At 67.2% G+C, this 14,970-nt stretch carries 16 protein-coding genes; 9 read left to right on the top strand and 7 right to left on the bottom strand.

Annotated elements, in window-relative coordinates; genetic code table 11:
* Window positions 1-140: 140 nt before the first annotated feature.
* Window positions 141-1,868, bottom strand: coding sequence for a DUF6044 family protein (locus tag EJV47_RS05500; protein ID WP_126692124.1), 1,728 nt, complete (start codon window positions 1,866-1,868; stop codon window positions 141-143).
* A gap of 102 nt (window positions 1,869-1,970) precedes the next feature.
* On the opposite strand from EJV47_RS05500, the gene EJV47_RS05495 reads away from it, so the two are divergent.
* Window positions 1,971-2,393, top strand: a complete 423-nt coding sequence (locus EJV47_RS05495; RefSeq protein ID WP_126692123.1) for an STAS/SEC14 domain-containing protein — start codon at window positions 1,971-1,973, stop codon at window positions 2,391-2,393.
* Window positions 2,394-2,433: 40 nt separating this feature from the next.
* On the opposite strand, the gene xerD is transcribed toward EJV47_RS05495, so the two are convergent.
* Complete coding sequence (gene xerD, locus EJV47_RS05490; protein WP_126692122.1) at window positions 2,434-3,339, bottom strand: site-specific tyrosine recombinase XerD; 906 nt, start codon at window positions 3,337-3,339, stop codon at window positions 2,434-2,436.
* Window positions 3,340-3,377: 38 nt separating this feature from the next.
* Window positions 3,378-3,971 (bottom strand): Riean_0653 family protein, encoded by a 594-nt coding sequence (locus EJV47_RS05485; protein ID WP_126692121.1) that lies wholly within the window; start codon window positions 3,969-3,971, stop codon window positions 3,378-3,380.
* Between the two features lie 71 nt (window positions 3,972-4,042).
* Between EJV47_RS05485 and aroQ the strand changes: the two genes are divergently transcribed.
* From aroQ to EJV47_RS05455, 6 genes are all read left to right on the top strand, one after another.
* Entirely contained in the window at window positions 4,043-4,495 is a 453-nt protein-coding gene (aroQ, locus tag EJV47_RS05480) for a type II 3-dehydroquinate dehydratase (protein WP_126692120.1), read from the top strand.
* Window positions 4,496-4,862: 367 nt separating this feature from the next.
* Complete coding sequence (locus tag EJV47_RS05475) at window positions 4,863-5,918, top strand: aminotransferase class V-fold PLP-dependent enzyme (RefSeq protein WP_126692119.1); 1,056 nt, start codon at window positions 4,863-4,865, stop codon at window positions 5,916-5,918.
* A gap of 181 nt (window positions 5,919-6,099) precedes the next feature.
* Entirely contained in the window at window positions 6,100-6,663 is a 564-nt protein-coding gene (locus EJV47_RS05470; RefSeq protein ID WP_126692264.1) for a MarC family protein, read from the top strand.
* A 125-nt stretch (window positions 6,664-6,788) separates the two neighbouring features.
* Entirely contained in the window at window positions 6,789-7,256 is a 468-nt protein-coding gene (gene rnhA / locus EJV47_RS05465) for a ribonuclease HI (protein ID WP_126692118.1), read from the top strand.
* Between the two features lie 65 nt (window positions 7,257-7,321).
* Window positions 7,322-8,452: an acyltransferase family protein gene (locus tag EJV47_RS05460; protein WP_126692117.1), complete on the top strand. Its 1,131-nt coding sequence runs from the start codon at window positions 7,322-7,324 to the stop codon at window positions 8,450-8,452.
* A gap of 68 nt (window positions 8,453-8,520) precedes the next feature.
* Window positions 8,521-9,240: a tRNA1(Val) (adenine(37)-N6)-methyltransferase gene (locus EJV47_RS05455; protein WP_126692116.1), complete on the top strand. Its 720-nt coding sequence runs from the start codon at window positions 8,521-8,523 to the stop codon at window positions 9,238-9,240.
* Window positions 9,241-9,496: 256 nt separating this feature from the next.
* On the opposite strand, the gene EJV47_RS05450 is transcribed toward EJV47_RS05455, so the two are convergent.
* The 3 genes from EJV47_RS05450 to EJV47_RS05440 are packed head-to-tail and all read right to left on the bottom strand — an operon-like array spanning window position 9,497 to window position 12,506.
* Complete coding sequence (locus tag EJV47_RS05450; RefSeq protein WP_126692115.1) at window positions 9,497-10,195, bottom strand: ATP-binding cassette domain-containing protein; 699 nt, start codon at window positions 10,193-10,195, stop codon at window positions 9,497-9,499.
* Window positions 10,188-11,129: a hypothetical protein gene (locus EJV47_RS05445; RefSeq protein WP_126692114.1), complete on the bottom strand. Its 942-nt coding sequence runs from the start codon at window positions 11,127-11,129 to the stop codon at window positions 10,188-10,190. Before EJV47_RS05445 ends, EJV47_RS05450 begins: the two co-directional genes overlap by 8 nt.
* Window positions 11,130-11,150: 21 nt before the next feature.
* The gene (locus tag EJV47_RS05440; protein ID WP_126692113.1) at window positions 11,151-12,506 is read right to left on the bottom strand and encodes a saccharopine dehydrogenase family protein; all 1,356 of its coding nucleotides are present in this window, start codon (window positions 12,504-12,506) and stop codon (window positions 11,151-11,153) included.
* Window positions 12,507-12,707: 201 nt separating this feature from the next.
* On the opposite strand from EJV47_RS05440, the gene EJV47_RS05435 reads away from it, so the two are divergent.
* Together EJV47_RS05435 and EJV47_RS05430 are read left to right on the top strand one after the other, a co-directional pair.
* Window positions 12,708-13,199, top strand: coding sequence for a cytidine deaminase (locus EJV47_RS05435; protein WP_126692112.1), 492 nt, complete (start codon window positions 12,708-12,710; stop codon window positions 13,197-13,199).
* Window positions 13,200-13,250: 51 nt separating this feature from the next.
* Window positions 13,251-13,925 (top strand): alpha/beta hydrolase, encoded by a 675-nt coding sequence (locus tag EJV47_RS05430; protein WP_126692111.1) that lies wholly within the window; start codon window positions 13,251-13,253, stop codon window positions 13,923-13,925.
* 186 nt (window positions 13,926-14,111) lie between these two features.
* Here EJV47_RS05430 and EJV47_RS05425 read toward each other — a convergent pair whose 3' ends face one another.
* Entirely contained in the window at window positions 14,112-14,864 is a 753-nt protein-coding gene (locus EJV47_RS05425) for an SDR family NAD(P)-dependent oxidoreductase (protein WP_126692110.1), read from the bottom strand.
* Between the last annotated feature and the right edge of the window lie 106 nt (window positions 14,865-14,970).

The following is a 14,970-nucleotide window of genomic DNA, read 5'->3' as shown; positions in this document are numbered from 1 at the left end:
AGTGAATGAGTGATTTCAGCCGAGGAGTCAGGCAGTTGTGCGGCTAAAATTCTTAGCCCACCGGCCGCACCGCCCACGTCATCAACGCTGGGATGGCGCCTGGTCTTGCCTGCTCATTACTCAATCGTTCAGCTATTCGCTCAGTCAATCAGTTCATAAATATACAAACCCCAGTACGCCGCGGGCTCGGTGCAGTAGCCCACCGGCCGCAGCCCCGCCTCGGCCGGCCGCGCCAGCCGCGCCGCCGACAACACGTAGCGCCCGCCCAGCCGCCGGAAGGCCGCCGCGTCGAAGCGCCAGTGCTGCACCACGAGGCTGTCGGTACGGGCTACGCGGAAGTTGCGGCCCAGCTCGGCCGAGAACAGGTAGCAGCGGCTGCCCCAGTCGTCGAAGTAGCGCTGCAGCTCGGGGCTCTTGGCCAGTTCCCCGGCAATGAGCGGGCGAAACTGGTGCTTGTAGCTCAGCGGGTAGGTGCTCTGGTAGGAGTCGAGGGTGTAGAAGCCGCTGAGCTGGGCCACGGCCGGCGGCAGGCCCAGGCAGGCCACGCGCCACTGCGCGGCGGGCTGGCCGCTGCGCTGCTCCAGCGTGTGGCGCACCCGCGTGAGCAGCTCGGGGGCCAGAAACTGCTGCCAGCTGGGCTCGTGCGCGGCGGGGCGGCCGGCCCAGCGGCGCAGGTTCTGGCTCCACTCGGGGTTTAGCGCCAGACCGAGCAGCAGCTGCAGCGCCACCAGGCCGGTGCGCAGCGGGCCCGCGGGCAGCTCACGCAGGGCCAGCACCCAGAGGCCAAACCAGAGCAGGGGCGTCAGGAAGTGGAAGCGGCTGAGGTTGAAGGCGCCGAGCGAGGGCGCCAGACGCTGCACCGGGCCCATCAGCTGGGGGTAGAAGCCGCAGAACACAGCCAGCAGCCCCAGCCCCAGCAAGGCCCGTAGCACGCGGGCTTCCCAGCGTTTGTCGGTTTCGCCCCGGCGCCAGCGCCACCCCGCGGCCACGACCAGCGTGAGCAGGATGAGGCCCCGGAAAAAGCGGCTGGCGTGGTACTGGCCCCACACGAAGTACTGCCAGGCGCTGAGCAGGCCCGCTTTCAGGCCCTTGGGCGTCAGCTCGGCCAGGCGGAACTCTACCCGGTGCGGCACAAACTGCGGCCGCAGCAGGGTGCTGCTGATGAGCGGCCACTCCACCACCAGGTAGCCCAGGGCCAGCACTCCTACCCCACCCCAGGCCGCCCAGGCCACGCGCCGGCGGCGCAGCCCGTCGAGCAGCAAAAGCAGCCCCAGGGCCGCCAGCAGAAAAAAGCCCGCCAGCACCAGCATGGACCAGAGCGGAAACAGCAGCAGCGTCAGCCAGTCCCACCACCGACCACGGCCGGCGCGCAGGTTCAGCACGGCCAGCACCGGCCAGGGCAGGCCCAGGGCCGAGAGGCCATACATGCTGTGGGCCGGCAGCACCGCCCAGGCCAGGGCCACGCCGGCGGCCAGCGCCCGGTCTGCGGGCCGGCCGAGGCCGTAGCGGCGCAGCAGCAGGTACAGGCCCAGCAAGGCGGCCAGGCGTACGAGCAAATCGTTGGTCCAGTAAGCCGCCAGCGGGGGCAGCAGGTCAAACAAACCCACCGTCGCGTTCAGGCCCGGGCGCTGGGCCGAGCGCGGCAACCCGTTCATAATGGCCGGAATCGTGGTTTCGAGGCGGTAATCCAGCGCCACGCCGAAGCGGTGCAGCAGCACCGGCACGCTCACCTCGGCGTCGAGGTTGTCGTCGAGAATGACGTAGGAATCGGGGCCGCGCAGCAGGATGGGCAGCCACAGCAGCAGCAGGGCCAGCAGCGCCCAGAGCAGCGGACGGCGGGAAAAAGGCGGGAACGAAGGGGCACTCATGCGCCGCAAAGGTCGCAGCCGGCGCCAACCTTTTCACGCGCCGTGCGCTTACATTACCAGGTTGCCGCCGCCGTCTTACTTTCTTGCCTGATCCTTACCCCCATGCGCCTCCAAGACCTGTACAACCAAGACGAGCAGGTGTACTGCTCCATCCAGTTCGACCCCGCCAACCGCTGGCTGCAGGCCAACTGGGCCGGTTTTGTGCCCACGCGCGACGCCGAGCGGGGCGCGGAAGCGTATTTATCGTCGCTGCGGCATTTTCCCTCGCCCTGCCTGCTCAACGACAACAGCCAGCTTTCCGGGCCGTGGTTTAGCTCGACGGCCTGGCTGGAGCACATCTGGGCGCCCGTGGCCGCCGAACGAGGCCTGCGCTACGTGGCCCACGTCACGCCGCCGCACCTGCTGGCCAGCACCGCCGACGTGGCCGCCCGTCGCCCCTTCGGCGAGCAGTTCGAGCTGCAAATCTTCGACGACCTGACGATGGCCCGGCAGTGGCTGCGCAGCCAGAGTCAGGCCGAACGCTGATTGACAAGCAGCCGAACAACAGCGGAACAGCTCAATTCGGCTAGCTGCGCGGGTGAAAGGCCGTGATAACCTGCCGCAGGTAGTCGCGGTCGAGGTGGGTGTAGATTTCGGTGGTGGTGATGCTCTCGTGGCCGAGCATTTCCTGCACGGCGCGCAAATCGGCCCCGCCTTCGATGAGGTGGGTGGCGAAGGAGTGGCGGAAGGTGTGCGGACTGATGACCTTGTCGATGCCGGCCTTGAGGGCAGTGTCCTTGATGATGTTGAACACCATCACCCGCGAGAGGGCGCCGCCGCGGCGGTTCAGGAAGATGATGTCTTCGGAGCCGCGCTGCACGTCGAGGTGGCAGCGCACGCCTTCCAGGTACAGGCCCACGTGCTTGAGCGCGTCGCGGCCGATGGGCACCAGCCGCTCCTTGCTTCCCTTGCCCATCACCCGCACAAAGCCCTGGTCGACGTACAGATTCGACAGGCGCAGGCCCACCAGCTCCGACACGCGCAGGCCCGAGGAGTAAAGCACCTCCAGCATGGCCCGGTTGCGGGTGCCCTCGTTGGTGCTCAGGTCGATGGCCGAGAGCAGCTGCTCGATTTCGGCGTAGCTGAGCGTATCGGGCAGCTTGCGCCCCAGCTTCGGCGACTCCACCGTGTCGGTGGGGTCCTGCTGGGCCAGGTCTTCGATGAGCAGAAACTTGTAGAAGGCCCGCAGGCCCGACAAGGTCCGCGCCTGGGAGTTGGCCGTCAGCTCCAGCTCGCCCAGCCAGGCCAGAAAGTCGCGGATGATGCGCGCCGTCACCTGGTCGGGGCGGGCGGGCAGCTTGCTGAGGTCGAGGTACTGGCGCAGCTTGTCCACGTCGCGCACGTAGGCCTCAATGGAATGGTCCGACAACGACTTTTCCAGCCGCAGGTAGCCTTCAAACTGCTTCAGGGCAAGATTCCAGGTAAGCGCCATAGCGGGCAAAGATAGCACGCTCCGGCGCGGCCGCCCCGCTAAAACGCCTGCACGTCGAAGCGCCCGTCTTTCACGGTCACGGTTTTGCCGGAAATCGAATCGGTAGCCGTGAAGTGGAAGGTACCCGACACGATGGTGAAGCGCGTGGTAATCTGCTGGCCCAGGACGGTGGACGTATTGGTGCGCGGCTCAACCTTGGTGATGGTCAGCGTGCCTTGCCCGCGCCGGCTGCGGTATGCCTGGGGCCGCCCGGTTTCCTGCACCTCTATCCAGCCGACGAAGCCTGGGCCCACCGCGTAGGTACCCGGCGTAAGGGCGCCACCGCCGGGGGGGCCTGCCGCGCGCAGGTAAAAATACTGCACGGGCTTGCTTGCATTTTCCTGTTCGGCCCGGAGCGAGAATACTCCCCCGGCGTAGCTGGCTTCTACTTCGCTGTCGAGCGTGTGCTCGGCGTAGGGCAGCCACAGCTTGTCGTCGACCAGGCAGCCGAAGGTGCCCTTGCCCTCCTGGGTTTCGTCGGGCAGCTTGGGCTTGATGGCGTCGGCGACGTCTTTGCAGCCGCCGGAGAGCAGGGCAAGGGCCAGCAGGGGCAGGATGAGGGTACGGCGGGTGGGCGCGGCGGGCAGGTTCATGGCCCCGAAGATAGGGCAGGATGCGGTGCGGCCCAACCACATCTTTGGGCGACATGCCGCATCTTCGCCCCATGCAAATCCTGATCATCAACGGCCCGAACCTCAACCTGCTCGGCCGCCGCGAGCCGGGCATCTACGGCACCCGCTCCTTCGAGGACTACCTGCCCGAGCTGCAGGAAGCCTTCCCGGACTTCGCCATCGAGCATTTCCAGAGCAACCACGAAGGCCAGCTCATCGACAAGCTGCACGAGGTGGGCTTCGCCTACCACGGTATTGTGCTGAACGCGGGCGGCTATACCCACACCTCGGTGGCCCTGGCCGACGCCATTGCCGGTATCAATACGCCCGTGGTGGAGGTGCACCTCTCGAACCTGGCCGCCCGCGAGGAGTTTCGCCAGCGCAGCCTCATCGGGCGGCACTGCGTGGGCTGCATCAGCGGCTTCAAGCTGGAAAGCTACCGCCTCGCCCTGCAGTACTTCCAGAACCAGCGCCCCCGGCGGGTGGGCTTCCGCTCGGGCAGCTGAGCGGCGCGGGCGGCTGCACTGGTAGTCATTGCGAGCAAGGCGAAGCAACCGCAGGAAGGCGTGGCCAATCCTGCCTCTCGTGGCCCGACGGTGCAACTGGCAGCAGCCGGAAAATCACCAGAACAAGGCAGCCGCACCCGAAACCGAGTGACTAATGTTTCGGGCGGAGCCGTTTTCGGTTGCTGCCAGCGGGAGCGTTGGTGCTACGGGAGGAAGGATTGGCTACGCCTTCCTGCGGTTGCTTCGCCTTGCTCGCAATGACTACCAGTGCAGCCGCCACGCCCGCACGAATCCGTTCTATCCGTTCGTTCATCCGTGCCCATCTGCGGTCTACCTTTGCCGCTCCTCTCCTAGCCTTTTCGCACCTATGTATACCTTCAACGTTGGTCCTTCGCAGGTTTATCCTGCCATCAAGCAATACCTCGGCGCCGCTTTCGACGAGGGCTGGCTCTCGGCCCCGCACCGCGGGGAGCGGTTTACGGCCCTGGTGCGCCAGACCATTGCCGAGCTGAAAACCAAGCTCAACATCCCGCAGGACTACTTCGTGTTCTTCACCTCCTCGGCCACCGAGTGCTGGGAAATTCTGGCCCAGAGCCTGACGAAGCAGCGCAGCTTCCACCTCTACAACGGGAGCTTCGGCGAGAAGTGGTTTGACTACGCCAAGGCCATTCACCCGGCCAGCACCGGCCACCAGTTCGGCCTGGAGGAAGTGCCCGACCCCAGCCTGATTCCGGCCGACGCCGATCTGGTGTGCATCACCCAGAACGAGACGAGCACCGCCACCCAGCTGCGCGACGGGGCCGTGCTCAACCTCTACAACCGCTGCCAGCAAACCGGCGCCCTGCTGGCCGTCGACGTGACGTCGTCCTTGGCGGGCATTCAGCTCAAGCACATCAAGGCCGATATCTGGTACGGCTCGGTGCAGAAGTGCTTCGGCATGCCGGCCGGCCTCGGGCTGCTCATCTGCTCGCCCCGCGCCATTGCCCGCGCCCGCGAAATCGGGGAGAAAGGCCACTACAACTCGCTGGTGAGCATGTACGAGAAGATGCTCAACTTCCAAACCACCCACACGCCCAACGTGCTGGCCATCTACCTGCTCTGCCGCGTGCTGCTCGACCGCGCCCCCATCAAGGCCATCGACCAGCACCTGCGCGAGCGGGCCCAGCGCCTGTACCAGTTTCTGGAGGAGCACCCGCAGTTTCAGCCCCTGGTGCAAAACCCCGAGACGCGCTCCACCACCGTCATTGCGGTGCAGGCCCCGGCGGCCCTCATCGACGAGACGAAGAAGCGCGCCGCCGCTGCTGGCCTGGCCCTTGGCAGCGGCTACGGCAACTGGAGCAAGACCACCTTCCGCATTGCCAACTTCCCCGCCCTGCCCGACGTGGCCTACGACCAGCTGCTGCAGCTGCTGGCGGCGGGGTAGCGCCACCCACCGGCAAAGGAACGTCATGCCGAGCTTGTCGAGGCATCTCGCGTGCTGATGCCAGGTAGTACCTTTGCCGCCCAAACAAAGTAGCTACTACCTGACGTCAGCACGCGAGATGCTTCGGCTGCGCCTCTGCATGACGGGCTGCCGTTTTACGCCCATGCCTGACCTCTCCACCCTGTTTTCGCTGAAGCAGATTTCGTCGGTGACGCTGACCCTGTTTGCCATCATCGACATTCTGGGCTCCATTCCCATCATCATCCAGATCCGCCAGCGCGAGGGCCGCATCAACTCCGAGGTGGCCACCTTGGTGGCGGGGCTGATTATGGTGGTGTTCCTGTTTCTGGGTCAGAGCATTCTGGCCCTGTTCAGCGTCGATTTGGCCTCGTTTGCCCTGGCTGGCTCGCTCATCATCTTCTTCATCGCGCTGGAAATGGTGCTGGGCGTGCAGATTTTCCGCCACAACCCCACCACCGGCGGCACCGGCTCCATCGTGCCGCTGGCCTTTCCGCTCATCGTGGGCGCCGGCACCATGACCACGCTGCTGTCGCTGCGGGCCCTGTACTCCTTGCCCAACGTGCTGGTGGGCATCGTGGCCAACCTGGTGTTCGTGTACCTGGTGCTCAAAAGCAGCCACTGGATTGAGCGGAAGCTGGGCAAAGCCGGCGAAGACATCCTGCGCCGCGTGTTCGGCGTCATCCTGCTGGCCATTGCCATCAAGCTGTTCAAACAGAATTTTTGATTTAGGGTCTTGGGAGCCTGGGTGCTTAGGGGCTTGGTTGACGTTCCAGTAGCCAGTCTTGAGCACGCCAGTCCACATTCACGCGCATTGCTGAACAGGCCAAGACCCCAAGCCCCCAAGACCCCATGATCCATTTATACACCGACGGCTCCTCGCGGGGCAACCCCGGCCCTGGCGGCTACGGCGCCATCCTGCGCTTTGGGCCGCACGAGAAGGAACTGACCCAGGGCTTCCGCCTGACCACCAACAACCGCATGGAGCTACTGGCCGTCATCGTGGGCCTGGAAGCCATTACCCGCCCCGAACTGCCCATTCTGGTGGTGACGGACTCCAAGTACGTGGTCGACGCGGTGGAGAAGAAGTGGGTGTTCGGCTGGGAAAAGAAGCCCGACTTCGGCAAAAAGGCCAACGAGGACCTCTGGCGCCGCTTCCTGAAAGTGTACCGCCAGCGCAAGGTGACGTTCCGCTGGGTGCGCGGCCACAACGGCCACGCCGAAAACGAGCGGTGCGACCGGCTGGCCGTGGGCAGCGCCACCCAGGGCCGCCTGCTGGTCGACGAGGGCTACGAGCTGATTGAGGCGAAGCGGAACTGATGGCCCGCCCTGCGCTGGGCTGCAGGCTGGCTAGCTATGTCCACTCTTTGTGACTCTATTCGCCCGTGTCATCCACCTACTTCCGCCCGCTGACGGGCCTGCGCGCCGTGGCGGCCCTGCTGGTGTGGCTGCACCATTTCAGCCCCAGCCGACTCGGGGTGTTGCTGCCCGGCCTGTGGCCCGTATTTGATGAGCTGCACGTAGGCGTGAGCATTTTTTTCACGCTCAGCGGCTTTCTCATTGCCCACCGCTACGCCGGCCGCATTCGTTGGCGCCGGGCCTTTCTGGTTCAGTACCTGGGGCGGCGGCTGGCCCGCATCTACCCGCTGTACCTGCTGCTCACCGTCGTGGCCCTGCTGTTCCCCGATTCGCCCGGCGGCTCGGCGCGGTACCGGCTGCTCGAAGCCGGGCTGAACCTCACCTTGCTGCGGGGGTTCAGCGCCGAGTTTGCCTTCACCGGCATTGCGCAGGGCTGGTCCCTGACGGTGGAGGAATGCTTTTACTTGTTTGCGTTGGCCTACCTGTGGGTGCAGCAGCGCAGCTTCCCGGCGCGGCGGCCCTGGCTGGCAGTGGGCAGCGCCCTTGGGCTGCTAGTGGTGGGGTTGGGGCTGGCGCTGCTGGCCCGGCGGCTGGAGCTGCCGGTGCTGCAAAATCCGAATTTTGTGCTGGTCTACACGTTCTTCGGGCGAAGCGTGGAATTTTTGGTGGGCGCCGGGCTGGCCTTGCATTTACCGCCCCGGCCCGGGGTCCGCCCGCACCCGCTGTACACCTACCTGGGCCTGGCCGCCCTGGCGCTGGCGGTGGCCGCCTTGGTGGGCATTACGGCCCTGCCCGACCCGCGTCCGGCCTTGCACCACCCGGCCGGCCTGGTCGTTAACCACCTGCTACTGCCGCTGGCCGTGGCGACGCTGCTCTACGGGCTGATAACCGAGCGCACGACGGTGGCGCGGCTGCTGGCTAGCCGCCCGCTGCAACTGCTGGGAGCCAGCTCGTACGCGTTTTATTTGCTGCACCAGGGTCCGCTTCAGGTGTGGCTGGGCCGCCGCCTCGATGCCCACACCGCGCTGGGCTACCCGGCCACGGTACTGCTGCTGTGGGCGGCCGCGGTGGGCCTGTACCGCGGCGTGGAGCAGCCCCTGAACCGGTGGCTGCGCGCCCGGCTGCCGGCTGCTCCCGAAGACCAACCCCGCCCGTAGCGCCCGAGCCCCAACGCGCGGCGGCTTTTTCCCCGCATAGCCTTCCTCACTTCTTCCCCACTTCGGCCGTGCCCAACGACTTTTTCCAGTTCAAGCACTTTCGCATCGGGCAGGCTCAGTGCGCCATGAAAGTCAGCACCGACGCCTGCGTGCTGGGCGCCGTGGCGGCCGTGGAGGGCGCGCAGCGGATTCTGGATGTGGGCACCGGCACCGGCCTGCTGGCCCTGATGGCCGCCCAGCGCAACCCCGCGGCCCGCATCGAAGCGGTGGAAATCGATGCCGCCGCGGCGGCGCAAGCAGCCCGCAACGTGGCCGCCTCGCCCTGGGCCGACCGGATTCAAGTGCACGCCCGGAGCCTGACTGCCTACGCCGCTACCGCGCCCGGCCGCTTCGACCACATTCTGAGCAACCCGCCCTTTTTCCGCCGCTCCCTCCGCTCCCCCGACGCCCAGCGCACCGCCGCCCGCCACGCCGGCGCCGATACGCTGAGCTTCGCGGAGCTGGCCACCTTTGCCGCCGCGCACCTCTCCCCCACCGGCCGGCTCACCGTGCTGCTGCCCCCGCCCGAAATGCGGGAGTTTGAGCGGGAGGCATTACAAGCGGGCCTTGGGCTGAGGCAGCAACTGATAGTGCACCACCGGCTCGGCAGCAAGCCGCTGCGCCACATCAGCAGCTTCGGCTTCGGGCCGCAAATGGTGCAGAGCGCGGAGCTGTTTATTCACGACGCCGACGAGGCGTATTCGGCCGCGTTTCGGCAGCTGCTGCGGGATTTTTACCTGGCGTTCTGACGACTCACTCGGCTGTCATTGCGAGCAACGCGAAGCAACCGCAGGAAGGCGTAGCCAATCCTTCCCCTAGTAGCACGACGGCCTAACTGGTAGAATAGAAACCACCAAGCCACCAGAGCGAAAACGGAGCTGCCCAAAATCAGTATCTGCGGTTTCGGGCGGAGTCGTTTGGGCTGGTGCCGGTGGTACCGTCGTGCCGCGGGAGGAAAGATTGCCGCGCCTCGCTCGCAATGACTGCCAGCGGCGGTGGCGTCGGCTATTCCGGCAGCAGCTGCCCGAGCCGCTGCAGCTTGTGCTGGTGCAGGTTGTCGAGCAGGTCGGTGCTCAGGGCGCCAAACTCCGCTTGGCCGTAGTGGCGCAGCACCCGGCCGTCGGCCAGCACGGTTATTTCGTCGCAGAGCTCGGTGAGGGAACCCAGCAGGTGCGAGGTCAGCAGCAGGCCGGTGCCCTGCCGGCGCAGGCGGCGCAGCATTTCCATCAGCAGCAGGTAGGCGCCGAGGTCGAGGCCGTTGAAGGGCTCATCGAGGATGAGGTAGCGGAAGGGCTGCACCAGCAGCGGCAGCAGGGCCAGCTTCTTCTTCATGCCGGCCGAGTAGGTTTCGGCGTACTGGTCGAGGGGCAGCTCCAGCAGCTCGTTCCACTCCTCCAGGCCGCGCACGGGCTGGCCTCGGGCCTGCAGGCAGAACGTGACGTACTCGCGGCCGGTGAGGCGGGGGTAGAAATACGGCTCGTAGGGCAGCAAGCCGGCGCACTCCCGGATGGGCCGCCCTTCGGACTGGCGCACCTGCCCCTGGTAGTCGGAGAGCAGACCGTAGAGGCAGTTGAGCAGGGTGGTTTTGCCGGCGCCGTTGGCCCCCACCAGCCCGTGAATGGTGCCGGGCCGCAGCGCGAGGTTCACGCCGCGCAGCACCGCGTGGCGGCCGTAGCGGTAGTGCAGGTCGGTGATGCTAATCATAGCGGTAGGTTTTGAGGCGGTAGCGGCTGCGCCAGAGCAGGCCCACCAGCACGGCCGCCAGCAGCGCCACGTACACCGAATCGGCCAGGATGAGCAGGCCCAGGGCCACCACGCCGGCCTGGGCGTAGCGCAGGATGGTCAGGTGCGGGTAGAAGGTGTATTTGGCCAGGACGACCATCGTCAGCACCGTCAGGCTCCAGCCCAGCAGCAGCGCCGCCCCGGCCCAGCCGGCCGGACTCAGCACCAGCAAAGCCAGCAAGGGCGCGGCCGTCAGCGTAAAGTAGACGGCGGCCCAGCCTACGCGGGCGCGCAGCCAGTGCGCGGGGCTGCGGGCGCCGGTGAGCAGCATGGGCAGCGGCTCGGGCGTGTCGTAAAAGCTCACGACTACCAGTAGCCAGGCAGCCAGGGCCCCGGCCGGCGCGGCGGTGTGCTGGCGCAGCGCCGCGGCCCCCGCCAGCAAAGCCAGCCACAGCAGCCAGCCCAGGCGCCGCCGCAGTCCGCTCACCCATTCAAACGCCTCGGCCCGCACCAGGCTGCGGTGCTGCCGGGCGATGCGCTCCGCGGCGGGCGGCAGCCAGGCGGCCAGCGGGGGCAGCAGCACCCTCAGCCCGGCGCCGGACCAGTAGCCGAAGGGCAGCAGCCAGGCCGCCGCCAGCAAACCCAGCAGGGCGTACTCGCCCAGCAGCCAGCGGCGGTACTGCGGGGCCGTCAGCTGCAGAAACTGCAGGTCGGTGCGCTGCCGGTGGGCGCCGGCCACCGCCAGCAGCACCAGCGGCGGCAGGACCCACTGCGCGGCGGGGTGAGCGGCCAGCAGCCGCAGCAGTTGCGCGCCGGCCCCGGCCCCGATAAAGAGCAGCAGCAGGGCCCGCCACCAGCCCAGCTCGGCCCACTGCCGGGCCTGGGTGCGCAGCCGCAGGAGCAGGTAGTTTTTCATCGGCCCGATAACGCGGCCGGGCTAGGCCAGCGCGTGCTCCGTCTCCACAAAATGAATGTCGTAGTCGGCGGCCAGCTCCTGCAGGATGGGCTGGTACAAGTCGGCGTGCAGGGGCACTACCACGCCGCGGTGGGCCACCTCGCCCCGGGCCAGCCGGCGCACGGCCATGCCCAGCGGCAGGCCCACGGTCTTGGCCATGGCCGTGTGCACCGCGTCGTCGCCGATAACCACCAGGGACGAGGTGCGCTGCTGCAGCGGGCCACCGTCGGCGGGCTCGAACTCAAACAGGTGCTGCATCACAATCATGTCGTGGTCCTGGGGCTGCAGCTGCCACTTGGCCGTCAGCAGCTTTTCCAGCAGCTGGGCGGGCGTGGCGTCGGGCAGGCCCACGGGCTCGGCGCCGAACAGGCCGGCCCAGGCCAGGCGCTGCATTTCCTCGCCGGCCGGGTCGAGGCCGAGGTAAGCGGCTACGCGCGCGGGCAGCGCCCGGCCCGGCGCGGCGGGTGGCAGGAAGGACTCGATAAGCTCGGCCCAGGGCAGCTCGGCGGCGTTGCCGAGGTGGTAGGAGTCGTCCGTCAGGCCCAGGCTCACCAGGGCGGCCCAGGCGGCGCAGTAGCCGGGGCGGCGCAGGGTGCCGCGCAGCATGGTCGGAATATCGTCGAGGCCGTAGAGGGGGCGGTAGCTCAGCGAGTCGCGGTTGGCATAGCCCTCAAACTCGCCGTAGCCGGGCACCGCCAGCTGCTCCGTGCGCCGAAACAGCTGCTGGTACGGAATAAAGCGCGGGTGGCCGCCCTCGATGTAGCGGGCCGTGCCCTGCCCGGCCACCACCACGTTGCGCGGGTTCCAGGTAAACTTGTAGCGCCAGGGGTTGCCGCCCTCCGAGTCGGGCGCCATCAGCCCCCCGCAGTACGACTTAAACGAGGTCAGCCGCCCGCCCTGGGCCCGGATTTCCTCAATCACCGGCAGGGCCGACATGTGGTCCAGCCCCGGGTCCAGCCCGCATTCCATCAGAAAGGTCAGCCCCTGCGCCCGGGCCTGGGCGTCGAAGCCGCGGATTTCCTCCGTCGCGTACGAAGCCGTGGCCAGGTGGCGCCCGTGCTGCAGGCAGGCCTGGGCCACCAGCGGGTGAAACAGCGCCGGCAGCATGGAAATGACCAGGTCGTGGGCCTCTACCAGCTCGTGCAGGCGCTCGGTCTGGTTGATTTCAAACGCCACGGCCCGGGCCCGCGCGGCGTAGGCGGCCAGCGCGGCCTGCAGCGGCGCTGGGTTTACATCGGCAATGGTGAGCTGCCAGTCTTCGGCGGCGAGGTGGCGGAGCAGGTACTGAATCAGGGACGAAGCCGAGCGGCCGGCGCCGAGCAGAAGAATGCGGGTCATGCGTGGGAATGGGGTTGGCAGTAGGGAGTTGTCAGCTGGCAGGCGCTGTGGCTGCCGATTTCTCAATGACGGACAACCGACAACTGGCAACTGCCAACTGATTCCTGCCCGAAATGTACTATTTTCGTCCCCCGTGGCCCAACGGGGGCCGCCGTCAGGTGGCTGCATTCCCTTCTTTTCCCGCCGTTTTTGAGCCCGCTGATGGCCCAAACCCTCAACCTGACCATTACCGCCGACGTGCTGACGCCGGCGGAACTCTCGGCCGACGAAGCCCGCGTCTGGCAGGCCGCCCAGGCCGCTACAGATTACGCCTACGCGCCCTACTCCCACTTCCACGTTGGCGCCGCCCTGCTGCTCGACGACGACAGCATTGCGTGGAACACCAACCAGGAAAACGCCGCCTACCCCTCCGGCCTCTGCGCCGAGCGCACCGTGCTCTTCGGCCTCAACGGCCAGCAGCCCGCCCGCGCCGTTAAGCTCATGGCCGTGGCCGCCCGGCCCCAGGGCGGCGAGTTTGTGGCCGTCACGTCGTGCGGGGCCTGCCGCCAGGTGATGGTGGAAGCCGAAAGCCGCCAGGCCACGCCCATTCCGCTGCTGCTGCCCGGCCCCAACGGTACCATCTGGCGCTTCCGCAGCCTGGCCGATTTGCTGCCCTTCCAGTTTATGTCGGACGTGCTGCCGGCCCGCGGCTAACCAACCGGGCGGGCCGCGGTTATGGCTGCGCTTACCTCCGCCGCTCCGCTCATGGACGTTCACGAACACCGCCTGCAGGTGCCCCGCACCGCCCGCTACGCCCAGCTTGGCGAACTGGCCACCGCCCGGCAGCTCTGGCTGGTCTGCCACGGCTACGGGCAGCTGGCCAGCTACTTTATCCGCCACTTCCGCCTGGCCGCCGAGCAGGTGCCCGGTACGGTGGTGGTGGCGCCCGAGGGCCTGTCCCGGTTCTACCTGCAGGGCAACGGCGGCCGCGTAGGCGCCACCTGGATGACCAGCGAGGACCGCCTCACCGAAATCGAGGACTTCTCCGCCTACCTCGACGTGCTGCTGACCCGGCTCCTGCCCCAGTGCCCGCCCGACGTGCAGGTGGTCGTCCTGGGCTTCTCGCAGGGCGCTACCACCCTCAGCCGCTGGCTGCTGCGCGGCAGCTTCACGCCGGCCCACCTGGTCCTCTGGGCCGGTACCTTCCCCGAAGACGTCGACCCCGCGGCCGCCTCGGCCCTGCTCACCCGCCTGCCCCGCCTCACCGTCATCTGCGGCGACGCCGACAGCTACCTGCCCGAAGCCCGCGTCAACGCCCAGCTGGAGCTGCTGCGCCAGCACGGTGCCCGGCCCGATATACGCTGGTTTGAAGGCCAGCACGAGCTGAAGCCGCCCCTGCTGCTCCAGCTGGCTCAGCAACAAGCCCAGATTGAGCAGTGACCAACGCAAACGGCCCGCTTTCTGGCGGGCCGTTTGCGTTGCTTAGCGTCGTATCAGCATCGTAGCGCGAAGCTCTGCTTCGCGTATTCAGAACGATTGTCTCAGAACGAAACTACAAGGCGTTGTTCAACGAGTCGTTCAGAATACGCGAAGCACAGCTTCGCGCTACGACGTGGCCGGCCGGGACTACCCCGGCTGCCGCACGATGGTCGTAGCCGCCGCCTGCGCCCCGGCCAGAACGGTAACCTCCGAAATCGTCACGTGCGGCGGGCGCGTCACGATGAACTCGATGACCTCGGCCACGTCCTCCGGCCTGAGCGGTTCGAAGCCCTGGTAGACCTTAGCGGCCCGCTCCTCGTCGCCCTTGAAGCGCACCTGCGAAAACTCGGTTTCCACCGCGCCAGGATTCACCTCCGCCACCCGAATGCCTAGGCTAATCAGGTCCAGCCGCATGCCCTTGCTGAGCGAAGCCACCGCGGCCTTGGAGGCGCAGTACACGTTGCCGTTGGCGTAGGCCTCATGCCCGGCAATGGAGCCGATGTTGACGATAAAGCCGCTGCGCCGCTCCCGCATCACGGGCAGCACCGCGTGGGTCACGTTCAGCAGCCCGCGCACGTTGCTGTCGAGCATCAAATCCCAGTCCTGCGGGTCACCGTCCTGAATCGGGGCCAGGCCGTGGGCATTGCCGGCGTTGTTAACGAGCACGTCGATTTCGCGGAATTCTGCGGGCAGGCTCAGCACGGCCGCCACCGCGGCTTCCCGGTCGCGCACGTCGAAGACGAGCAGGTGCACCGGCGCGGGGGCCAGCGCCGCGGCCAGCTCCTGCAGCCGCTCCCGGCGGCGGCCGGTCAGCACCAGCCGGAAGCCGGCCCGCGCCAGCGCCACGGCCGTAGCCCGGCCAATGCCCGACGAGGCGCCGGTAATAAGGGCAGTTTTCATGTGGGAAATGGTTAGATGGCTAAATGGTTGGATGGTTAAATGGCTGGCCGTTCAACGAGTCGTCAGAACGGCCAGCCATTTAACCATCCAACCATTTAGCCATTCA

Origin of the sequence: Hymenobacter gummosus (genome assembly GCF_003970915.1) — a bacterium.
GTDB lineage: Bacteria > Bacteroidota > Bacteroidia > Cytophagales > Hymenobacteraceae > Solirubrum > Solirubrum gummosum.
This window is presented reverse-complemented; position numbering and strand designations above follow the sequence as displayed.